Source organism: Oleisolibacter albus, from assembly GCF_003336875.1.
GTDB lineage: Bacteria > Pseudomonadota > Alphaproteobacteria > Azospirillales > Azospirillaceae > Niveispirillum > Niveispirillum album.
This window is the reverse complement of record NZ_QGNJ01000016.1, coordinates 1-22,313: the sequence shown is the minus strand read 5'-3', so window position 1 is coordinate 22,313 and position 22,313 is coordinate 1. Positions and strand designations below refer to the sequence as shown.

Genomic DNA, 22,313 nt, shown 5'->3' with positions numbered 1-22,313 from the left:
CGGGCAGTCCAGACCCGGGAGGGAAATTTGTTCGATCCCAGCAGCCGTCCGACCCGCCGCCTTTCGCCGTCGTCCGTGTCCCTGCCGGCGGCGTCGCCGCCTGTATGCCCTGGCTCGGAGCGGGGACTGGCGGCAATTCTTGCCGTTTCCCCGGCTGCGGCGGCCCCGGCAGCAAAATCCCAGGGCGGCGACCGCCTCGCCGCCCTGGAGGAGGAGATCCGGGTCCAGTGGGCGCGCCTGCGCTGCCTGATGCACGAGCATGAAACACTTGTGGCCGCCCTGGACCGGGGCCAGCCGCAGAACCAGGGCGAGCCGGGGCCGGTGGCCACCGTGCATCCCTTCCCGGTCTGGCGCCGCACATCATCCCGCTGATGCCCCTACTCCGCGTGGCTTAGCCGCGGCTTCCATGGCTTGTGGTCGAGCACAACCGTGATAACAATCGGGCCGCCAGAGTGCGGCCGGGACAGACGGGACCATCCGGACCGGCCGCACGGTAAACCGAACGCTTGGGGGTTTTCCGGTGCGCCACGAGAACCGGAAACACCCCGGCCCGCAGCGAGGAATGCCGCCCCGATGTCCGCCCTGACCCGCTCGCCCGCCTGGACCGCCCTGGAAACCCACCGCCGCAGCCTGGACGGCACCACGCTGCGCGATCTTTTCGCCGCCGATGCCGGCCGCTTCCAGCGCTTCTCGCTGGGGCTGGACGGGCTGCTGCTGGATTATTCCAAGAACCGCATCACCGACGAGACCGTGCGGCTGCTGCTGGATCTGGCCCGCGCCCGCGACCTCGAAGGCTGGCGCGACCGCATGTTCGCCGGCGACCGCATCAACAGCACCGAAAACCGCGCCGTGCTGCATGTGGCCCTGCGCAACCGTTCCGACCGGCCGATCCTGGTGGATGGCGCCGATGTCATGCCCGAGGTGCGCACCGTGTTGCGCCGCCTGTCGGCCTTCGCCGACCGCGTGCGCGCCGGGGACTGGACCGGGTACACCGGCAAGCCCATCACCGATATCGTCAATATCGGCATCGGCGGCTCCGATCTGGGGCCGGCCATGGTGACCCAGGCGCTGACGCCCTGGCACCATCCGCGCCTGACGGCGCATTTCGTCTCCAACGTGGACGGGACCCACATCGCCGAGGTGCTGAAGCGGGTGGACCCGGAGACGACGCTGTTCATCATCGCCTCCAAGACCTTCACCACCCAGGAGACGCTGACCAACGCCCATACCGCCCGCGCCTGGTTCCTGGAGAAGGGCGGGGACGAGACCACGGTGCCCAAGCACTTCGTCGCCGTCTCCACCGCCGAGGCCGAGGTGCGCAAATTCGGCATCGACCCGGACAACATGTTCGGTTTCTGGGACTGGGTCGGCGGACGCTACAGCCTGTGGTCGGCCATCGGCCTGCCCATCGCGCTGATGGTGGGGCCGGAGAAGTTCACCGAACTTCTGGATGGCGCCCATGCCATGGACGAGCATTTCCGCACCGCGCCGCTGGAGCGGAACCTGCCGGTGCTGCTGGGCCTGATCGGCGTCTGGTCCATCAATTTCTGGAACGCGCCGGCCTATGCCGTGCTGCCCTATGACCAGTATCTGGCCCGGCTGCCCGCCTATCTGCAGCAGCTGGACATGGAGAGCAACGGCAAGGGCGTGGACCGTGACGGCAATGCCGTGGACTATGCCACCGGCCCCATCCTGTTCGGCGAGCCCGGCACCAACGGCCAGCACGCCTTCTACCAGCTGATCCATCAGGGCACCCACCTGATCCCCTGCGATTTCATCGCCCCGGTGCAGACCCAGAACCCGCTGGGCCGCCACCACCCGATCCTGCTGTCCAACACCCTGGCCCAGACGGAAGCGCTGATGCGCGGCAAGACCCCGGACGAGGTGCGGGCCGAGCTGGCGGCCGAGGGCAAGTCCGGCCCGGCACTGGAGGATCTCCTCCCGCACAAGGTGTTCCCCGGCAACCGTCCGACCAACACCATCCTGCTGGACACCGTCGATCCCCGGCGCCTGGGCATGCTGATCGCGCTCTATGAGCACAAGGTCTTTGTCCAGGGCATCATCTGGAACATCAACAGCTTCGACCAGTGGGGCGTGGAACTGGGCAAGCAGCTGGCCAAGGCCATCCTGCCCGAGCTGGAAGGCGGGGCCGCCAAGCCCCATGACGCCAGCACCGCCGGCCTCATCGGCACCATCACGGGCGGCCGGCCCGGCTGATCTGTCGGGGAGGGGGCTGGTCTGGTGGGCGGCGCGAAGGCCATGGCTGGCCCCGGTGCCGCCCAGGCGGACCGGTTCCTGTCCGGGCAGGCTGGTCTGTCCCGATGATCGTTGTGGACAGCTCGGCTCCGATGGCCGTGCCGCTGGGGGGAGGGACGGCGCCCTGACGGATGTGACACAGGCCGCCATCTTTCCGCCCCGGACCCCGGCGATATCTCTGGCGGGATCGTCGGGGGTAAGGGCATGGAGCATCCGTCAAGCGCAGCGTCCTGGCCGGCCCTGGCCCGGTTCATCGGGCGGGAGCAGGTCTTTGCCGCCACCATGGCGGCGCGGGGACCGCTGGGTCTGGCGATCTATGAATTCCTGCGCTTCGGCATGAAGCAGGCCTGGGCCTGTCTCTATGGCGGGCTGCTGCTGGCCCTGCTGCTGGGCACGTCCCTGGTCTATCCCCGCGATGCCGTCCTGGCCCGCTATGATGCCCTGACCCTGGCCGCCCTGGTGCTCCAGGTCGTTCTGATCCGCACCCGCCTGGAAACGCGGGAGGAGGCGGTGGTCATCGGCCTGTTCCATCTGGTCGGCACCGGCATGGAGCTCTTCAAGACGGCCATGGGGTCCTGGATCTATCCGGAACCCAGCCTGCTGCGGCTGGGCGGTGTGCCGCTGTTCACCGGTTTCATGTATGCCGCCGTCGGCAGCTACATCGCCCGTGCCTGGCGCCTGTTCGATTTCCGCTTCACCCGGCATCCGCCCTTGGCTGCCACGGTCCTGTTCGCCGCCGCCTGTTACGGCAACTTCTTCAGCCACCATGTCCTGCCCGACCTGCGCTGGGCCCTGTTCCTGGCGGCGGCTTTGCTGTTCGGCCGCTGCTGGGTGCATTTCCGTATCTGGAACGCGTACCGCCGCATGCCGCTGCTGCTGGGGTTCGGGCTGGTGGCCCTGTTCATCTGGCTGGCGGAGAATATCGGCACCTTCGCCGGTGCCTGGATCTATCCGCATCAGGCCGGCGGCTGGGCGCCCGTCTCCCCGGCCAAGATGGGCTCCTGGTTCCTGCTGATGCTGATCAGCTACGTGCTGGTGACCCTGGTCAACCGGCCCCGGCCCCTGCCGTCGGCGTGGACACGGATGGCCTGATCCTGGTGGCCGGACAACCTTTTGGTGGGGCGTCGTGTGCTTGGCACCGCGCCGACCGGGGTGATAGACTCAAGGATACTCCAGCATGCCTGCGGCCGTGGGCGGGGCCGGCCATTGCGGACGCGGGTCCCGGATACGGAAGACGGGGCGGTGGAGCGATGGAGCCGGGATGACCCTTGAGAAGCGACCGCTGGTCCGCATTACCCAGGACCAGTTGAACCAGATCGTCCGGCGGCATGAGATGTTCCGCAATGCCCGCATGGGCGGAGCGCGGGCCAATCTGGCCTTCCATGATCTGTCCGGCCTCGATCTCACCGGGCGTGATCTGGCCCATGCCGACTTCACCGGCAGCGTGCTGATGGGCGCCAACCTGCGCGAGTGCATCCTGGATTGCGCCGTCCTCTTCAGCTGCGACCTGCGCCAGGCCAATCTGTACCGGGCCTCCCTGGTCAAGGCCGATCTGCGCGGCGCCTGCCTCAAGGCCTGCAACCTGACCGGCGCCAATCTGCTGAGTGCCGACCTGCGCGACGGGTCCCTGGCGGAGAAGGAGCGCGACGGGTCGCTGCGCTTCCTGGTGGTGGAAGCCACGCCCTCCGACATGCAGGGGGCCGATCTGTCCAGTGCCAACCTGACCGATGCCCGCCTGTCCGGTGCCATGGCCATGCATACGGACTTCACCGACGCCATCATGCGCGGCACCAAGCTGATGCGGGCCAATCTGCGCAACGCCACCCTCAACGGCGCCATCCTGGAGGGGGCGGACATGTCGGGCGCCGATGTGCGCGGGGCGTCGCTGCGTGGGGCGGTGTTGACCGGCGCCACCCTGACCCTGACCGAACTGGCCGGCGCCGACATGACCGGCGCCCTGACCGACAAGCCGGCCGGGCGGCCGCTGGCGGACCTGCCGCATCCACTGCACGAGCTGCTGCGGCTGCATGCGGACTGGGTCGGCTCCGCCGGTCATTCCGGAGCGGCGCTGGACCTGTCGGGGGTGGATCTGCGCGGGGCTGATGGGTTGTCGCGGGCCTGCCTGACCCGGCTGGTCGCCATGGGGGCGGTCTTCTGCGGCGTCGATCTCAGCGGGGCGCAGATCCAGGTCGGGCAGTTGCAGAATGGCGACTTCCGCGGCGCCGACCTGTCGGCGGCCGATCTGCGCGGCGCCAGCCTGGCCGGGGCCAATCTCGGCAACGCCCGTCTGGTGGGAGCCTCGCTCGACTATCTCAAGATCAGCGACACCCGTCTTGTCGCCGCCGATCTTACCGGGGCCAAGCTGCGCTACGCCGACCTGTCCGGAGCCAAGCTGCGCCGGGCCGATCTGTCGGGGGCCGATCTGGCCTATGCCGATCTGCGCAGCGCCGATCTGCGCGGCACCAATCTGGCCGGGGCCACGCTCACCGGCACCCGCGTGACCCGGATGCAGCTGGAGGAAGCGACGGGACTGTCCCGCCGCGATGGCTGACCTCCACAATCCCTTGCGTCCCCATCTGGAATACGCCCCCATTCCTTGCTAGATAGGGGCTATGCCCACGATCCGCCGCCTTCCCGATACCCTGGTCAACCAGATCGCCGCCGGCGAGGTGGTGGAGCGGCCGGCCGCCGCCGTGAAGGAGCTGGTGGAGAACGCGCTGGATGCCGGGGCCACCCGTATCGACGTGACCCTGCGCGATGGCGGCAAGGCCCTGCTCTGTGTGGCCGATGATGGCTGCGGCATGGTGCCGGAACAGCTGGAGCTGGCGGTGGAGCGCCACGCCACCAGCAAGCTGCCCGATGACGACCTGACCCATATCCGCAGCCTGGGCTTCCGCGGCGAGGCGCTGCCCAGCATCGGCGCCGTCAGCCGTCTGACCATCACCAGCCGCCCGCGCGAGGCCGACCATGCCTCGGCCATCACGGTGGAGGGCGGGGCCAAGGCGCCAGTGGCGCCGGCGGCCGGCGGGCCGGGCACGCGGGTGGAGGTGCGCGACCTGTTCTATGCCACCCCGGCCCGGCTGAAGTTCCTGAAAAGCAGCCGCACCGAGACCGAGCACGCCCGCGATGTGGTGGAGCGGCTGGCCATGGCCCATCCCGGCGTGGCCTTCACCGTCACCGACGAGGGGCGTTCGCCACTGCGCCTGTCGGCCTGCAACGGTGATCTTCTCGATGCGCGGCTGGCCCGCCTGGGCGCCCTGCTGGGGCGGGAGTTCCAGGACAACGCCATTCCGGTGGCGGCGGAACGGGCGGGGGTGCGCCTGACCGGCCATATCGGCCTGCCCACCTACAACAAGGCCACGGCAGCGGGACAGTACCTGTTCGTCAATGGCCGCCCGGTCAAGGACCGGCTGATGGTGGGGGCCGTGCGCGGCGCCTATGCCGATTTCCTGGCCCGCGACCGGCATCCGGTGCTGGCCCTGTTCCTGGACATCGACCCGGTGGAGGTGGACGTCAATGTCCATCCGGCCAAGACCGAGGTGCGGTTCCGCGACCAGGCGCTGGTGCGCGGCCTCATCGTCGGCGCCCTGCGCCATGCGCTTGCCGCCGCCGGGCACCGGGCCAGCACCACCGTGGCCCAGGACACGCTGGCCAGCCTGACGCCGCGGATCGCCCCCGCCGCGCCGCAGACGGGGCTCCTCTGGCAGCCGCGTGCGCCTGAGCCCCCGCCGCGCCATCTGGCCGAGGCCGCGCTGGTCTTCCAGGCCCCCCTCGGCCCGGCCATGCCCGGGCCGATGCCCGCCCTGACCGCGTCTTCCCCCGCCGCCGGCTTCACCCCGGCCGCCCGGGCCGAGGAGGTGCCGGCCCTCGCCATGGCGCCGGAAGCCGGGCCGCCGCCGCAGTTCCCCCTGGGCGCGGCGCGGGCGCAGCTGCACACCACCTACATCGTGGCCCAGACCGCGGACGGCATTGTCATCGTCGATCAGCACGCCGCCCATGAGCGGCTGGTCTATGAGCGGGTCAAGGACGAGTTGCTGGGCGGCACGGTCAAGCGGCAGGTGCTGCTGATCCCGGAGGTGGTGGAGATGGACCCGGCCGACGCCGCCCGCGTGGCCGACCGCTCCGACGAGCTGGCCGAGCTGGGGCTGGCGCTGGAACCCTTCGGCGAGGGCGCCGTCGTCGTGCGCGAGGTGCCGGCCCTGCTGGGCGCGCGCGCCGATATCCGCGGGCTGGTGCAGGACATCGCCGACGAGCTGGCGGAACTGGGCGACGCCCTGGCCCTGAAGGAGAAGCTGGAGGCCATCTGCAGCCGCATGGCCTGCCACGGCTCGGTCCGCGCCGGCCGGCCGATGAATGTTGACGAGATGAACGCCCTCTTGCGCCAGATGGAAGCCACGCCCCACAGCGGCCAGTGCAACCACGGCCGCCCCACCTATGTGGAGCTGAAGCTGGCCGACATCGAGCGCCTGTTCGGCCGCCGCTAGGACGCGCGCCCCACGCCCGCGGCCCGGCTACTGCGGCCCGGCTACTGCGGCCCGGCATTGGTTGCCGCGCCCGTCCCTTTGCCGCGCCGTCTCCGCAGCGTTTCCGGCCTCACCTTTCGTTCTTTGTCCGCGTCATCCTCCGGCCCCTCCCGCGTCTCCCTCCGGCCCTTCCCGCGTCATCCTCCGCCCCCTCCCGCGTCATCCTCCGCGAAGGCGGAGGATCCAGGGGAAGCGGACCAAACCGCCGTTCCCCCTGGGTGCCTGCCTGCCGCGGGTGCCGGCGGCCCGCATCGTGGCGCCTTCTGGGCATTGTCGTGGCCGGCCTGGGAACCGGGGAACCCGTCCGGCTTGGTGCCGTTGGCACAGGAAACGCGCGACCAGTCACGAAAGGCGTTCCCATGACCAAGATGATGCTTCTGGCCGGGCTGGCGCTGGCCGCCGGGCTGCCCCTGACCGCCACGGCCCAACAGGCAGGGGACCGGCAGGCTGTTTTGCTGAACGGGCCGGCACCGACGCAGGAGGCGCTGATGGCGCCGCTGGACCCGGCCACCGAGCGCACGGCCGTGCTGGACGGGTCCATCGATGAGCGCCCGTCGGCCAATTTTTACCGGGTCCTGGACTGGGTGAAGCCCAACACGCAGGTGCCCAAGCCCAGCTGTGCCGCCGGCCTGGAGCCGCGGGCCTATGCCACGCCGGTGACCTATGGCATGACCCAGGCGCCCGCCGCCGTGTCCGGGTTCGACACGGTGGCGGAGGATCGGGGCGACCATTGGCTGATCCGCAACCGCATGCTGGCCGGAACCGAGGGGGCGCCGGCCACCGAATATGGCGGCTGGGTCAAGGTCAGCGCCATCTGCGCCGAGCCCGCCACGGCCGACCCGGCCCGCACCGCCACCGGCAACACCGACACGCCCGGCTGAGAGTCCCGGCACCCGTCCCTGTGCCCGTCCCGGCGCTCATCCGGGCGGACATGGGGCAAGGGAGCCGGTGGTTACGGACCTGTCCCCTTCGGCAATTAGCGGCTCAGACCTTCATGTTCAGCGTGATGCGGCTATAGCCTGCCGTCGGTGCGGCGGCAGCGGTTGGCAGGCCTTGGGCCAGACGCCGCTGCTGGTTTTCCTCCTGCCGCTGGGCGGTCAGCCCGTCGAGATCCAGGCGTGTCAGGGCGGCACGGCCTTCATCGGCGCCATCGCCGCCGGCCTGCTTCAGCGCCAGATGCAACTGTTCGAGGCGCTTCTGTTCCTCCACCAGCTCTTTCTTCTTCTTGGCCAGTCTGGTGTCCGCGGCGGCCTTCTCGTCGGGTTTGAGGGCCCTGCGCGCCTGGATCTCCAGCTGGTCCTGTTCCTTGCGCAGCAGATCGATACGCGCCTCCGCCTGGGCGATGCCGGCGGCGATGGTTGCACGGTCACCGCCCGAACGGCCTGACAATGCGGACGATCCGAGAGTCTGGCTGGCGGCCATGGTGCCGCCGCCGGAAATCGTGGTCATGCTGGCTCTCCTGTCCTTTTGACGGGAAACACCCATTTGGGTAGGGAAAGCCTAGCACTTCCCGCGATACGGGAAAGGGCGGATGAAACCATCCCGGCGGGCGGTCCGGGCTAGGCAGCGCCGGCGCGCAGGAACAGCAGCCTAGCCTGGCTGTAGCGCCGCTCATCCAGCAGGGTGAAGCCCGGCGGCGGGGTGAAGGGGTCGCGGTCGCCCACCTCCACACAGGCCAGCCCGCCGGCGGCCAGCCAGCCCGCGGCATTCAGCCCGCTCAGGGCCGGCGGCGCCAGATCCTGGGCATAGGGCGGGTCGAGGAAGGCCAGATCGGCGGCGGTGGGGGCCGGCGGCGGCTTCACCGCGTCGCCCAGCACGAAGCGGCAGGCGGCCGTCTCCCCCAACAGGTCGGCGTTGCGCCGCGCCATGTCCAGGGATGGCCGGGCACGGTCCAGGAACAGGGCCCGGGCCGCGCCGCGCGACAGCGCCTCCAGCGCCAGGGCGCCGGTGCCGCAGAAGGCGTCCAGCACCACGGCCCCTTCAAGCGCCACGCCCCAGTCGGCATGGGCCAGGATGTTGAACAGGCTTTCGCGCGTCCGGTCGGAGGTGGGGCGGACATCGCGTCCGCTCGGCGCCTCGATCCGCCGGCCGCGATGCTTACCGCCGACGATCCGCACCCTTGCCTCCGCGCGGACCACCCGCTGACGCCCCCTGGCCCGGTCCACCCCGGGACGTGCTGCTGCCGGGACGCGCCGTCCTGCCGCCCGGCTTGCGTCCGGCGCCGGCCGGCGCATCCGTCGTCCGGGCCTCGCGTTTCGGGCCAGCCGTCTGGGGGCCGGCGGCCTTGGCGCCAGTCGCCTTGGGACCGGTGCGCTTCGTTCCGGCCCGTTTCGCCTCCGGGCCTTTCGGGGCCGCCTGTTTCAGGCCGCCGGCGGGGCGCGGCCGCTTGGACGGGGACCGCTTCCCGCCCTGTTCATCCGCGTCGCCATCGCGGCCCAGCCGGTCCAGCGCGGCATCCATGCTGCGGGCCAGGGCCTCGGCCCGGGCCTGCGCCGGGGTCAGGGGTTTGCGGCCCCGTGGCGGTGCTGCCGGCTGCTCCGTCACCGGAGGCGCGGCCGCCGGGCGCTGTGGCCGGCGGTCCGTGCCGCGCCGCGCGCCGCCATCCAGCAGTCTCTCCGCCGTCAGCCGAGCCGTGCGGGCGGACGGGGCCGCCGGCTTGGGCTCCCTGGTCTCCTTGCCGGCGGCCCCCTTGGTGGCCGAACTGGGAGCGGCGGCGGCCAGCGCCTTGGGCAGCCGGTCATAGCGCAGACGCGGCCCGCCCCCGGCGGGGGCGGGGGAGCGCGGCTCGTCCTTGGGGAAGAAGGCGGGCAACTGGTCGCGCAGCACCCGGCGGGGGATCTCCTCCACGCCGCCGCGGTCCAGCTTGCCCAGCTGGAACGGGCCATAGGCGATGCGGATCAGACGGCTGACCGGCAGCCCCAGATGCTCCATCACCCGGCGCACCTCGCGGTTCTTGCCCTCGCGCAGGCCCACGGTCAGCCAGGAATTGGCGCCGATGCTGCGGTCCAGCTCGGCCTCGATGGGGCCGTACTCCACCCCGTCGATGAAGATGCCGTCGGCCAGCCGGTGCAGCTGCTCCGCCGTCGGGACACCATGGACACGCACACGGTACCGCCGCAGCCAGGCATTGCTGGGCAGCTCCAGATGCCGGGCCAGCGCCCCGTCATTGGTCAGCAGCAGCAACCCTTCGGAGCTGAGGTCCAGCCGCCCCACCGACACCACCCGCGGCAGATCGGGGGGCAGACGCTCGAACACCGTCGGACGGCCCTTCTCGTCGCGGGCCGTGGTCACCAGCCCGGCGGGCTTGTGATAGCGCCAGACGCGCGTCGGCTCCGGCTCCGGGATCGCCGTGCCGTCCACGCTGATGCGGTCGCCGGGGCGGACCAGCACCGCCGGGCTGTCCAGCCGGCGTCCGTTGACCGAGACGCGGCCTTCGGCGATCCAGCGCTCGGCATCGCGGCGGGAACACACACCGGCCCGGGCGAGGCGCTTGGCAATGCGCTCACCGGACTCGGCATCGGTCCCGGCGGCGGCGTCATCGCCGGCCCCCGGGTCTAGGGGATCGATCTTGTCCTGGGACATGGGGCCGGACATTACGCGGCCCCCGCCGCCGGCGCAAGGCACCCGGCGCAGGGCAGGGCGGTGCGTCGGCGCGAAATGCCGGCCGGCCGGTCCCGGACCGATCAGGCCCGATCGAAATCCAGCTTGCGGTTCTCACCGGGGTGGGGCGGCTGGCCGGTCAGGGCCGCCTTGGCGTAGCCATACAGATGCACCATGGCGGACGACGGGCTGTCCCAGTACTCCGCCGCCTCCACCTCCACCGCCAGCAGGGCCAGATCGGGATCGTCCAGACCCTTGGGGAACCAGGTCCGCATCGGCTCCCGCCACATCTCCCGGATCAGCTGCGGGTCGATCAGAACCCGGCCGCGGCCGGAAACGGAGACATAATCCTGCTTGTCCGGCCGGGCGAAGGACAGGCCCACATGGCTGTCGCGCTCCACCTCCTCCACCTTGTGGGCCGAACGGCGGGTGAAGAAGTAAAGCCGGCCGTCGAAGCGGTCCTGCAGGCACCACATGGGGCGGGAGCGCAGCTGGTCGCCATCCAGCGTGGTCATCATCGCCACGTCGATGCCGCGGATCATCGCCCACAGCTTGGCGGCTTCGGGGGTGTCGTCGGCGGGGGATCGGGCCGGATGCGGGGCCGCCATGCGGGTCTCCTTCTGCGGGGTCGTCCGCCGCGCGGCCATCGTCCTCAACCCTCATCGTCCTGAACCGGATCGACGCCGCCGCGGTCACTCCCCCTCAACAGGCCATGGCAGCGGCGGGTTCCGCCCCGCCGGAGCCGGCGCGGGGGCCTCGCGGTAGCCGATGCGCACCCCCACCTGCCAGCGGCCCACATGGCCGTCCTCCACCGTGCCGCGCAGGTCGCGCAGCTCGAACCAGTCCACCGGACCGACCAGGCCGGCGGCCCGGGTCAGCGCCGCCTCGATGGCGTCGGGCAGGCTGCTGGCCGAGGTCGCCATCAGGTCCAGCGTGCGGTAGTCGCCGGCCGGGGGACGGCTGTCATTGGCCGGGGGACGGTCGCTCCCTGCCTCCGTGCGGTCACCGGCGGGGGGCTGGGGAAAGGGCGGCATCGGCGGCTCCGACGGGGTCCGGGCGGGTCCTGCCGGCGGCCGGCCATGGGCGGGCCGGTGCGGCGGCGGCAGGGCGGACCCAACCATGGCATGAAGCGTCGCCCGGCATGGTCCGCGCGAAAGCGGCAGGGCTTGACGCGATGGGGGGACCGGCGCAGCCTCCGCGCACCATGACCAGTCCCGATCCGTTTCCGTCCGTGATGGCCATGTCTGCGATGCCCCCGCTGGAGCGCGCCTTCGCCGAGGCCGCCGCCGCCGCCGCCCGCGGCGAGGTGCCGGTGGGGGCTGTCATCGTCGATCCCGCCGACGGCCGCATCATCGCCGCCGCCGGCAACCGCACGGAGGAGCTGGCCGATCCCACGGCCCATGCCGAGGTGCTGGCCATCCGCCAGGCCTGCGCCGCCCTGGGCGAACCGCGCCTGCCGGGCCTGGACCTCTATGTGACGCTGGAGCCCTGCGCCCTCTGTGCCGCCGCCATCAGCTTCGCCCGGCTGCGGCGCGTCTATTTCGGCGCCTATGATCCCAAGGGCGGCGGGGTCGAGCACGGGCCGCGCTTCTTCCAGCAGCCCACCTGCCACCACGCGCCCGACGTCTATGGCGGCCTGCAGGAGCGGCGGGCAGCCGACCAGCTGCGCGCCTTCTTCCGCGACCGGCGTTAGCGGGATCGGCAGGTGTCTGGGCCACCGCTCTTTATCGGGGGTTGGGCGGAACGGGCAAATCGGGTATGAGAGGGACCATCTGCGACATCGAGCGACAGTGGAACCCGGCGGCGGCCAGCCGCGGACCGGGTTCCCGGCGACCAATCCAGGGAATTCGGCGGGATGGCCAGCTATCAGTACGTCTATGTGATGAAGGGTGTGACGAAGGTCTATCCCGGTGGGAAGAAGGTCTTCGAGAACATCTGGCTCTCCTTCTATCCGGGAGCCAAGATCGGCGTTCTGGGTGTCAACGGCGCCGGTAAGTCCACCCTGCTGAAGATCATGGCCGGGCTGGACAAGGATTACAACGGCGAGGCCTGGGCCGCCGACGGCGTCAAGGTCGGCTATCTGCCGCAGGAGCCGCAGCTGAACCCGGACAAGAATGTCTGGGACAATGTCATGGAAGGCGTGGCCGAGACCAAGGCCGTGCTGGACCGCTTCAACGAGGTGTCGAACCTCATGGCGGACCCCGACGCCGATTTCGACAGCCTGCTGGCCGAACAGGCCGACCTGCAGGAGAAGATCGACGCCGCCAATGCCTGGGAGCTGGACCGCACGGTCGAGATCGCCATGGACGCGCTGCGCTGCCCGCCGGGCGAGGCCGAGGTGTCCAAGCTGTCGGGCGGCGAGAAGCGCCGCGTGGCGCTGTGCAAGCTGCTGCTGTCCAAGCCCGACATGCTGCTGCTGGACGAGCCGACCAACCATCTCGACGCCGAGAGCGTGGCCTGGCTGCAGCGCTTCCTGGCCGATTATCCCGGTACCGTCGTGATGGTCACCCACGACCGTTACTTCCTGGACGCCGTCACCGGCTGGATCCTGGAACTGGACCGCGGATCGGGCATCCCCTACGAGGGCAACTACTCCTCCTGGCTGGAGCAGAAGCAGAAGCGGCTGGAGCAGGAAAGCCGGGAAGAGGGCGCCAAGCAGAAGCAGCTGGCCCAGGAGCTGGAATGGGTGCGCGCCAGCCCCAAGGCGCGCCAGGCCAAGTCCAAGGCCCGCATCCAGGCCTACGAGGAATTGCTGGCCTCGGCCAACCAGAAGGAAGCCATCGGCGAGACGCGCATCGTCATCCCGACGCCGCCGCGCCTGGGCAATCTGGTCATCGAGGCCGAGAATCTGCGCAAGGGCTTCGGCGACCGGCTGCTGATCGACGATCTGTCCTTCCGGCTGCCGCCGGGCGGCATCGTCGGCATCATCGGCCCCAACGGCGCCGGCAAGACCACCCTGTTCCGCATGATCACCGGCCAGGAGCAGCCCGACGGCGGCACCTTCAAGGTCGGTGAGACCGTGCAGCTGGGCTATGTCGACCAGAGCCGCGACGCGCTGGAGGACAAGAAGACCGTGTGGGAGGAGATCTCCGGCGGTCTGGACGTGATCGAGCTGGGCAAGAAGTCCATGCCGAGCCGTGCCTATGTCTCGGCCTTCAACTTCCGCGGTCCCGACCAGCAGAAGAAGGTCGGCCAGCTTTCGGGCGGTGAGCGCAACCGCGTGCATCTGGCCAAGATGCTGAAGTCCGGCGCCAACGTCCTGCTGCTCGACGAACCGACCAACGATCTGGACGTGGAAACCCTGCGCGCCCTGGAAGAGGCGCTGACCAGCTTCCCCGGCTGCGCCGTGGTCATCTCGCACGACCGCTGGTTCCTGGACCGTCTGGCCACCCACATCCTGGCCTTCGAGGGCGACAGCCAGGTGGTCTGGTTCGAGGGCAACTACGCCGACTACGAAGTCGACAAGAAGCGCCGCCTGGGCGCCGAGGCCGACCAGCCCCACCGTATCAAGTACAAGCCGCTGGTCCGCAGCTGACCGGCCGTGCGCTCCCGGCGGGATGCCGCCGGGAGCACCATCCCGGCGTGAATGGAACAGGGCCGCCCCCCCGGGGAGCGGCCCTTTTTCCTGCCCGCGGCCTGCCCCGCCGCTGCCACGCTTCGACGCGACGCCATCCTTTCCCGTCTTCGCCCGCGTCATCCTCCGCGCAGGCGGAGGATCCAGGGGGACAGGCACGATGCGCGCCCCTGGGTCCCCGCCTGCGCGGGGACGACGCTGATCTGAAGGAGAGCCGTCGTCCTTTAGGCCCCCTTCCTGCGGCCTGCCCGCCGCCGTTTCAGCCCAGCGCCTCCAGCTCGTCGATGAAGCCGGACAGCATGGACAGGCCCCGGTCCCAGAAGGCGGGGTCCTTGAGGTTCAGGCCGAAGGGGGCCAGCAGCTCCCGGTGGTGCAGGGTCCCGGCCTTGGCCAGCATGGCCATGTACGTGGCCGCGAAGGCCGCGCCCTCGCCGCGGGCGGCGGCATCCTCATAGGCCGCGTACAGGCTGTTCACCAGACAGTCCCCGAAGGCGTAGGCATAGACATAGAAGGGGCTGTGGATGAAGTGGCCGATATAGGTCCAGTAGGGCCGGTAGCTCGCATCGAAGTGGAAGGCCGGCCCCAGGCTCTCGGTCTGCACCGCCAGCCAGATCTCGCCCAGCCGTTCGGGCGACAGCTCGCCCGCGCGCCGTTCGGTATGGACACGGCGCTCGAACTCGTAGAAGGCGATCTGGCGCACCACCGTGTTCAGCATGTCCTCCACCTTGCCGGCCAGCAGGGCCTTGCGCGCCTTCGGCTCGGTGGTTTCGGCCAGCAGGCTGCGGAAGGTCAGCATCTCGCCGAACACGCTGGCCGTCTCGGCCAGGGTCAGCGGCGTGGCCGACTGCAGATGGCCCTGGGCGCGGCAGAGATACTGGTGGACCCCGTGGCCCAGCTCATGGGCCAGGGTCATGACATCGCGCGTGCGGCCCATATAGTTCAGCAGCAGATAGGGATGCGCGCTGGGCACCACCGGATGGGCGAAGGCGCCGGGGTTCTTGCCGGCCCGCGGCGGCACGTCGATCCAGGGATGCTCGAAGAATTCGCGGCCGATGCTGGCCATTTCCGGGCTGAAGCGGCCATAGGCGGCCAGCACCATCTCCTTGGCGCGCTGCCAGGGGATGATGCGGTCGTCATCGCCCGGCAGGGGGGCGTTGCGGTCCCAGTATTCCAGCTTGTCCTGGCCGAACCAGCGGGCCTTCAGCGCGTAATAGCGGTGGGACAGGCGGGGATAGGCGCGCTGCACGGCGGCGGACAGGGCGTCCACCACCTCGTCCTCCACCTGGTTGCCCAGGTTGCGCGACGACCAGGGCTGGGCATAGCGGCGCCAGCGGTCCTCGATCTCCTTGTCCTTGACCAGCGTGTTCATGATGTGGGCGAACAGGCGCTCCTGGGCGCCCAGCACGCTGCCCAGGGCCAGGGCCGCGTCCTTGCGCAGGCTGCGGTCCGGATCGGACAGCAGGTTCAGCGCCTCGGCGCTGGTCAGCGCGCGCTCGCGCACGGGGAAGCGCAGGCCGGCCAGATGCTCGTCGAACAGCCGGGTCCAGGCGGCGCGGCCGGCCACATATTTCTCATGCAGCAGCTTCTCCACCTCGTCCGACAGCTGGTGCGGCCGGAACACGCGCACATCGCGCAGCCAGGCGGCATAGCGGACCAGCCGCGGGTCGCCCAGCTTGGCCAGCAGGTCGGCATCCTCCAGCCGGTTGATCTCCAGCTGGAAGAACAGCAGATGCACGCTGATGGCGGTGACCTTCTCGCTCATGGCCTGGTAAAAGCGGCCATTGGCGGGGTCGCTCATATTGCCGGCATAGAGCAGGCCGGCATAGCTCATGATCTTGGTCAGCACCTCGTCCAGCCGCTCATAGGCGGCGACGGCAACGGCCAGCTCGCTGCCGGACAGGCTGGCCAGCCGGCCCTCATAGGCCACGGCGAAGGCCCGCGCCTCCCGCTCCACCGCCGTCAGATCGGCCGTCAGCGCCGGGCTGTCCGGGCCGGGATACAGGTCCGACAGGTCCCAGCTCGGCATGTCGCCCAGGGGCTGGCCCGGGGACTGGGGGGAGGCGTGGATATCGGGCATCGCGGTCGTCCGTGCGCAAGCGGAAAGGGAGACCTGGATATAGCGCGCCGCGGGCCGGGCTTCAAAGGGCGGTCCCGGCCGGCCGGGAAATCTCCACCGTCCCGATGCCCGGCCGCCGGGCCGGCCTCAGCTGCGCCAGCGCAGCACCGTGTCCTTGACCGGGTTCTCGAACGGCCGCCCCTCGTCCCGGCTGCGCTGCATCTCGTTCTTCAGCTGGTAGTACCAGCGGGCCATGGTGTCGGCGTCCTTGATCAGCATCAGCGGGGGATTGTGCTTCAGGCCCTGCTGCTGCTGCACCACCACGTCGCGGTCCTGGCCCAGGAAGCGTCTGGCGATAGGGCGGAACAGGGGTTTCAGCAGATCGGCCCAGCCCATGGTCCAGTAAAGGCTGTTGGTGACCTCGGTGCGGGTGGCGTCCAGCGGGGTCACGGTGGTCAGGTTGACCACGGTGTGCCGGCCGTTGCGGATATGCTCGATGCGGATGCCGGGCAGGCGGAAGCTGATCTCGGTTTCCGGCGCGCCGCCCAGGATCTTGTAGGCGCCGCTGTTGCGGCTGGGCGTGTGCCGCTTCATGGCAAAGCCGAAGGGGGCGGGGCCGAACGCCTTGGCCTTCTCATGGATGCTCTTGCGGCTGCGCCAGAACCAGCTCTGATGCACGAAGGGGCCGTGGGCCGGGTCCATCAGCCCGACCACGGCATGGTCCAGGAAGCAGGGGAATTCCATGGCCAGCGTCAGGTTCGGCGCCTTCCCCTCCATCTCCGGGATGGCGGGCGGCTCCTGGTCCGGCTCGCTTTCGCCCATCCAGATCCAGATGTTGCCGCTGGCCTCGCGCACGGGATAGCGCCGCACCCTGATGCGGGAGACGTCGAAAGCCTGCCCCGGCACCAGCGAGGGGATCTCGGTGCAGGTGCCTTCGGCATTGAAGCGCCAGCCGTGATAGCAGCACTCCACCTCCTTCCCGTCGAAACGCCCGCAGGACAGCGGGATGCCGCGATGGGGGCAGATGTCGCGCAGCGCGAACACGGCGCCGTCATCGCCGCGGCCGAACAGCACCGGCTCGCCCAACAGGGTCTTGGCCTGCATGGCGCCGCGGGCCAGTCGGGCGGACGGCAGGGCGAAGTACCAGATGTCCTTCAGCAGGAAGTCGGCGGACACGGGGCGCACTCCGGCAGGGGGGAAGGCCGGCACCTTACCACTTCCGGCCCCCAGGATAAGAGGCGCATGCAGCGTATGCGGGCGCCGGACCGCCCGCATACGGCCATACCCGCCGTCACAGCCAGCGCGGCGGCGTCTCCAGCGTGGTCAGGTCCAGGCTTTGCAGCAGCCTGGCCTGCGCCTCCGTCTTCGGCAGTTCCCAGGCATAGAAGTAGCGGCAGGCCGCCAGCTTGCCGTTGAGGTGGTCCGGCTCGCCCCGTCCGGCCGCCAGCAGCGCGCGCGCCGCCAGGGCCTGGCGCAGCCAGATCCAGGCCAGCACCGTGTGCCCCACCAGTTCCAGATAGGCGGTGGCGTTGGCCAGGCTTTCGGCGATGCGGCCGGCGGCCCGTTCCCGGCCCAGCACGGCGGTGGTCTCCGCCACCCGGCGCAGGGCCGCGGCCAGATCGGCGGCGGCTCCGGCCAGGGCGGTGTCCCGCATGGCCGCGTCGATGGTGGCGCCGATCTCCTGCCCCAGCAGCTCCAGGGCCGCCCCGTTCTCCAGGAACACCTTGCGGCCCAACAGGTCGGCGGCCTGGATGCCGTAGGTGCCCTCATGGATGGGGTTCAGCCGGTTGTCGCGGTAATACTGCTCCACCGGATAATCGCGGGTATAGCCATAGCCGCCCAGGATCTGGATGGCCCATTTGTTGGCCTCCAGGCAGTGCTCCGACGGCCAGGATTTGGCGATGGGCGTCAGCACGTCCAGCAGCAGCCCGGCCCGCCGCCGCGCCGCCGGGTCGTCGGTGGTGTGCTGCTCATCCACCAGCCGGGCGCAATGGAGACAGAGGGCCAGAGCCCCTTCGCTGGCGGCCTTCTGTTGCAGCAGCATGCGGCGCACATCGCTGTGCTCGATGATGGGGACCATGGGGCTGGCCGGGTCCTTGGCGTCGGGCCGGCGCCCCTGCGGACGGGTGCGGGCATAGTCGGCGGAATAGCGGTAGCCGGCATAGCCCAGCGCCGCCGCCCCCAGGCCGACGCCGATGCGGGCCTCGTTCATCATCTGGAACATGTAGGCCAGCCCGTGATGGGGCTGGCCGACCAGGAAGCCCTGGCAGCGCCCCTGCTCGCCGAAGGCCAGGATTGTGCTGGTGGTGCCGCGATAGCCCATCTTGTGCAGCAGGCTGACCAGCCGCACATCGTTGTCGCCGGCCCGATTGTCCTGAACCAGGTTGCCATCCGCGGCCACACGGTAACGGGGCACGATGAACAGGCTGATGCCCTTCACCCCGGCCGGGGCGCCCTTGATCTTGGCCAGCACCATATGGACGATGTTCTCGCCCAGCTCATGCTCGCCGGCGCTGATCCACTGCTTGGTGCCGGTGATGCTGTAGCTGCCATCGTCGTTGGGCACGGCCATGGTGCGGATGTCGGCCAGGCTCGACCCGGCCTGCGGCTCCGACAGGGCCATGGTGCCGAAGAAGCGCCCGGTCAGCATCGGCGCCAGGAAACGCTGCTTCTGCGCCTCGTCGCCGAAGGCGGCGATGAGGTTGGCGGCGCCGATGGTCAGGAACGGATAGGCGGCGGTGGCGATGTTGGCGGTCTGGAAGAAGGTGAAGGCTGCCTGCACCACGGTCCAGGGCATCTGCAGGCCGCCCCGCTCCTCGTCATGGTGGGCGGCCAGGAAGCCGGCCTCGGCGAAGGCCTGCACCGCCGCCTTCACCGCCGGCAGCAGCACCACCGTGCCGTCGGGTCCGCGCTCGGGTTCGTGGTGGTCGGCCTCGTGATAATGGGGGCCGAATTTCTCGTCGGCCAGGGTGGCGGCGGTCTCCAGCACCTGGTCGATGGCGGCGCGGTCCAGATGGCGGAAGCGCGGGCGTTGCAGCAGCCCGTCCAGGTCCAGCAGCGTATCCAGCAGGAATCCGATCTCGCGCGGGTCCATGCGGCTCATGGGTCATCCTCCCCAGGATGTTTGTTTTATGCGGGGATGAAGGTAGTCGGTCGCACCGGTGCCGTCGAGGGGGGATGGTGCCCTGTGCCGGCGCGTCGCCGGGATCAAACGGGGGGAAAGGCGCGAGCGACGGACCCGCCGGGGATCAGCTGCGCCAGAAATTGGGGCTCAACAGCACCAGCACCGTGAACAGTTCCAGCCGGCCCAGCAGCATGGCCAGGGACAGCAGCCATTTGGCCTCGTCCTGCAGGGGGGCGTAGTTGCCCACGGGGCCGATGATGTGGCCCAGACCCGGCCCCACATTGCCCAGGGCGGCGGCGGACCCGGACAGGGCCGTGACGAGATCCAGCCCGGTCAGGCCCAGCCCCACCGCGATCAGCAGCAGCAACAACAGATAGACGAAGGTGAAGCCCATGACCGAGATGATGACATCGGCATCCACCGGCTTGCCGTTATAGGCCAGCGGCAGCATGCGGTGCGGGCTGAACAGCCGGTGGACCTGGGTGCGCAGCGCCAGCCACAGGATCTCGAACCGGAACATCTTGATGCCGCCCGAGGTGGAGCCGGTGCAGCCGCCCACCAGGGTCAGGATGAAGAACAGGGCCACCGGCCCCGGCCCCCACAGCGTATAGTCGGTGGAGGCGAAGCCGGTCGTGGTGATCAGCGAGATGCAGTTGAAGAAGCTGTGCCGCAGGGCTGTGCCCAGTCCCATGCTGCCGCTGCCGGCGACGTAGACGGCCAGCCCCACCGACACCACCACGCAGAACAGGGTGTAGTTGCGCACCTGGCTGTCCCGCCACAGGGCGGCGGCGTCGCCGCGCACCAGCGAGATGAAGCGCACGAAGGGCAGCGATCCCAGGAACATGAACAGGATGGCCACCCAGTCCACGGCGGCGCTGTCATAGGCGGCCAGCGATGTGTCCTGGGTGGAGAAGCCGCCGGTGCCCAGTGCCGCCATGGCATGGCAGATGGCGTCGAACAGGGACATGCCGGCCAGCGTGAAGCCGATGGTGCAGAAGATGGTGAGGGCCAGATAGACCCAGCCGAATCCCAGCGCCAGATCGGCGGCGCGGGGGACCACCTTGTCCGACTTGTCCGAGGATTCCGACCGGAACAGCTGCATGCCGCCGACCCGCAGGAACGGCAGGATGACGATGCCCATGCCGACAATGCCGATGCCGCCCAGCCAGACCAGCAGGGCCCGCCACAGCAGCAGGCCCGGCGGCAGGTCCACCACCGATGAGAACACGCTGGCCCCCGTCGTGGTCAGGCCCGACATGGCCTCGAAAAAGCCATCGGCGAACCCCAGCTTGCGCTCGGACAGCATGAAGGGCAGCGACGAGAACAGGCAGACCACGATCCAGGCGAAGGTGGTCAGCACGAAGGTCTGCCGCAGATTAAGGCTGATGCCGGAGGTGCGGTTGGTCAGCATCAGCAGCACGCCGAAGAACAGCGACAGCGCTGCCGACACGGCGAAGACCTGCCAGTCACGCTGGCCGGCCGCCAGATCGACCAGCATCGGCGCCAGCATGGCTGCCGCCAGCACGACCAGCAGACTGCCGATGACATAGAAGATGGGACGGACGTCCAGAAAGGACATGGTGCTCCGGCGGCAAGGGCCGGCAAGGGCCGGCGGCGGGTCCCGTCCGGCGACGGGCGCGGACCCTGCGGTCCGTACTCTCCCCCTGTCCTATATCGGGCCAGCCTTTGGTGGCAAGGGGGCGCTGCGGCGCACCTGCGCGCAAAGGTCGTATTTTTTCACGGCGCCGCCATCCCGCCGGGAGGCGGGCGGGCCTGACAGGCCCCCTGATTGAGCGCATTCCGTGTGGAGGCCCTACCGGGGGTGCGGTGCGGCCGCCATCGCACGGGCGGCCGCACCGTCGGTCCGCATCACTCCATGCCGAGTGCGGCCTTGTACAGTTCCAGCAGCGCATCCTGCTCCTGCCGGTCATCCTTCTCCATTTTCCGCAGGCGGATGATCTGGCGGATGATCTTGACGTCGAAGCCGGTGCCCTTGGCCTCGGCGAAGATGTCCTTGATGTCGTCCTGGATGCCCTTCTTCTCCTCCTCCAGGCGCTCGATGCGCTCGATGAAGGAACGGAGCCGTTCCGCTGCAATGCCGCCGACGTCGTTCGTCTGCGCCGCATCAGACATGGGGTGCCTCTTTGGGATGATGGTCGCGGGAAAGGCCGGGACCATACCCAGACCGCTCCCGCCACGCAAGTGACCGGCGTGGGACCCTGCCCGACGGAGAATGCCCTTCCGGCAGGGGGAGCCGCCCCGCTGACCGGGGCGGGGTCAGTGCGCCGCGGCCGAGCTTTTGGCGAAGGCGGCCTTCTGCTCGGCGCTGGCCTCGGTCTGATGCTTGGCCTTCCACTCCTCGTAGGGCATGCCGTAGACGATCTCACGGGCCGTGTCGTAGGACAGGTCCAGCCCCTTCTCCTCGGCGGCGGCCCTGTACCATTTCGACAGGCAGTTGCGGCAGAAGCCGGCCAGATTCATCAGATCGATGTTCTGCACGTCGGTGCGTTCGCGCAGATGCTGGACCAGCCGGCGGAAGGCGGCGGCTTCCAGTTCGATGCGGGTCTGCTCGTCCATGGCGGTGTTCCTTCCTGACTGGGGGGGGCGAGTGGGATGGCCGGAGGTGGGGGCATGGCGGGGGGCGGATCACCGCCGGTCCCTGTCGGCCCCGGCGGTCCCCTCCGGCGGCCTGCCCCAGGATCCTTGGCCCAGAGATGGCATCGCGCCCGCCCCTTTGGCAAGGCCTGCTCGGGGGCGGACCGATCCCGCCGCCGGTCACCCCGTGCCGCTCCGCCCGTCCCGGCAGACGTCAGTCAGCGCCCGCAATGGACAATAATCCTAATTCATGCTTCCCTGAGCCGTCCCCCTTATCGGGAGACGGTTCTTGGACAGGGTAAAACAGACCAGAATGGCGCCTTAACGCGACAGGTGCCGCGCGGATGCGGTTGACGTCGCCTTTGTCACCTTAAGGTTTTAAGTCCTATAAATATCAAGATCATGGCAGGCGACATGCGGGATGCCGGATGTCGCCTTAAGGTCGCCTTTGTCGTCTTTGGACTGCCCCCCTAAACTGGGACATCTGGAAAAGCTACAGTTCTCTTGAGAGGAGAGGGCTGATGGGCAAGCGACGTAGTTTAGAGGAGAAGTTGGCTGCGTTGGCGCGGGTTGAGGCCGGAGAGA

At 69.7% G+C, this 22,313-nt stretch carries 19 protein-coding genes; 8 read left to right on the top strand and 11 right to left on the bottom strand.

Annotation, left to right across the window (positions count from 1 at the left end; genetic code table 11):
- Positions 1–27 precede the first annotated feature (27 nt).
- The 6 genes from DK368_RS21505 (at position 28) to DK368_RS17950 (ending at position 7,660) form a co-directional block, all read left to right on the top strand.
- Positions 28–372 carry a hypothetical protein gene (locus DK368_RS21505; protein WP_155524630.1) on the top strand — a complete coding sequence of 115 codons (345 nt, stop codon included), beginning with the start codon at positions 28–30 and terminating at the stop codon, positions 370–372.
- Positions 373–573: 201 nt separating this feature from the next.
- Positions 574–2,217, top strand: a complete 1,644-nt coding sequence (gene pgi, locus DK368_RS17970; RefSeq protein WP_114395361.1) for a glucose-6-phosphate isomerase — start codon at positions 574–576, stop codon at positions 2,215–2,217.
- 243 nt (positions 2,218–2,460) lie between these two features.
- Complete coding sequence (locus DK368_RS17965; RefSeq protein ID WP_114395360.1) at positions 2,461–3,348, top strand: DUF817 domain-containing protein; 888 nt, start codon at positions 2,461–2,463, stop codon at positions 3,346–3,348.
- Between the two features lie 169 nt (positions 3,349–3,517).
- Positions 3,518–4,807: a pentapeptide repeat-containing protein gene (locus DK368_RS17960; RefSeq protein WP_114395359.1), complete on the top strand. Its 1,290-nt coding sequence runs from the start codon at positions 3,518–3,520 to the stop codon at positions 4,805–4,807.
- 61 nt (positions 4,808–4,868) lie between these two features.
- Entirely contained in the window at positions 4,869–6,740 is a 1,872-nt protein-coding gene (gene mutL / locus DK368_RS17955; protein WP_114395358.1) for a DNA mismatch repair endonuclease MutL, read from the top strand.
- Positions 6,741–7,138: 398 nt separating this feature from the next.
- Positions 7,139–7,660, top strand: a complete 522-nt coding sequence (locus DK368_RS17950; protein WP_114395357.1) for a hypothetical protein — start codon at positions 7,139–7,141, stop codon at positions 7,658–7,660.
- Positions 7,661–7,763: 103 nt separating this feature from the next.
- Here the strand turns inward: DK368_RS17950 and DK368_RS17945 are convergent, their stop codons facing one another.
- The 5 genes from DK368_RS17945 to DK368_RS17925 form a co-directional block, all read right to left on the bottom strand.
- Entirely contained in the window at positions 7,764–8,228 is a 465-nt protein-coding gene (locus tag DK368_RS17945; RefSeq protein WP_114395356.1) for a hypothetical protein, read from the bottom strand.
- Between the two features lie 110 nt (positions 8,229–8,338).
- A complete protein-coding gene (rsmD, locus tag DK368_RS17940; RefSeq protein WP_114395355.1) occupies positions 8,339–8,896 on the bottom strand; it encodes a 16S rRNA (guanine(966)-N(2))-methyltransferase RsmD in 558 nt (185 codons plus the stop codon).
- A complete protein-coding gene (locus tag DK368_RS22370) occupies positions 8,877–10,361 on the bottom strand; it encodes a pseudouridine synthase (RefSeq protein WP_205028287.1) in 1,485 nt (494 codons plus the stop codon). The genes rsmD and DK368_RS22370 overlap by 20 nt, the downstream gene beginning before the upstream one ends.
- 101 nt (positions 10,362–10,462) lie before the next feature.
- Entirely contained in the window at positions 10,463–10,987 is a 525-nt protein-coding gene (locus tag DK368_RS17930) for a pyridoxamine 5'-phosphate oxidase family protein (RefSeq protein ID WP_114395432.1), read from the bottom strand.
- A gap of 84 nt (positions 10,988–11,071) precedes the next feature.
- Positions 11,072–11,413, bottom strand: a complete 342-nt coding sequence (locus tag DK368_RS17925) for a dodecin family protein (RefSeq protein WP_162306088.1) — start codon at positions 11,411–11,413, stop codon at positions 11,072–11,074.
- A 206-nt stretch (positions 11,414–11,619) separates the two neighbouring features.
- On the opposite strand from DK368_RS17925, the gene DK368_RS17920 reads away from it, so the two are divergent.
- Both DK368_RS17920 and ettA read left to right on the top strand, forming a co-directional pair.
- Positions 11,620–12,072 (top strand): nucleoside deaminase, encoded by a 453-nt coding sequence (locus DK368_RS17920; protein WP_114395431.1) that lies wholly within the window; start codon positions 11,620–11,622, stop codon positions 12,070–12,072.
- Positions 12,073–12,234: 162 nt separating this feature from the next.
- On the top strand, positions 12,235–13,914 hold the full coding sequence (gene ettA / locus DK368_RS17915; RefSeq protein ID WP_114395353.1) for an energy-dependent translational throttle protein EttA: 1,680 nt from the start codon (positions 12,235–12,237) through the stop codon (positions 13,912–13,914).
- A 298-nt stretch (positions 13,915–14,212) separates the two neighbouring features.
- Here the strand turns inward: ettA and DK368_RS17910 are convergent, their stop codons facing one another.
- From DK368_RS17910 to DK368_RS17885, 6 genes are all read right to left on the bottom strand, one after another.
- The gene (locus DK368_RS17910; protein ID WP_114395352.1) at positions 14,213–16,030 is read right to left on the bottom strand and encodes a M3 family oligoendopeptidase; all 1,818 of its coding nucleotides are present in this window, start codon (positions 16,028–16,030) and stop codon (positions 14,213–14,215) included.
- A gap of 126 nt (positions 16,031–16,156) precedes the next feature.
- Positions 16,157–17,185, bottom strand: a complete 1,029-nt coding sequence (locus DK368_RS17905; RefSeq protein ID WP_240002557.1) for an aromatic ring-hydroxylating oxygenase subunit alpha — start codon at positions 17,183–17,185, stop codon at positions 16,157–16,159.
- A gap of 115 nt (positions 17,186–17,300) precedes the next feature.
- A complete protein-coding gene (locus tag DK368_RS17900; RefSeq protein ID WP_114395350.1) occupies positions 17,301–19,112 on the bottom strand; it encodes an acyl-CoA dehydrogenase family protein in 1,812 nt (603 codons plus the stop codon).
- Positions 19,113–19,257: 145 nt separating this feature from the next.
- Entirely contained in the window at positions 19,258–20,712 is a 1,455-nt protein-coding gene (locus tag DK368_RS17895; RefSeq protein WP_114395349.1) for a TrkH family potassium uptake protein, read from the bottom strand.
- 290 nt (positions 20,713–21,002) lie between these two features.
- Positions 21,003–21,266 (bottom strand): DUF2312 domain-containing protein, encoded by a 264-nt coding sequence (locus DK368_RS17890; RefSeq protein WP_114395348.1) that lies wholly within the window; start codon positions 21,264–21,266, stop codon positions 21,003–21,005.
- Positions 21,267–21,410: 144 nt separating this feature from the next.
- Positions 21,411–21,710 carry a DUF1244 domain-containing protein gene (locus tag DK368_RS17885; protein ID WP_114395347.1) on the bottom strand — a complete coding sequence of 100 codons (300 nt, stop codon included), beginning with the start codon at positions 21,708–21,710 and terminating at the stop codon, positions 21,411–21,413.
- Positions 21,711–22,313: the final 603 nt, after the last annotated feature.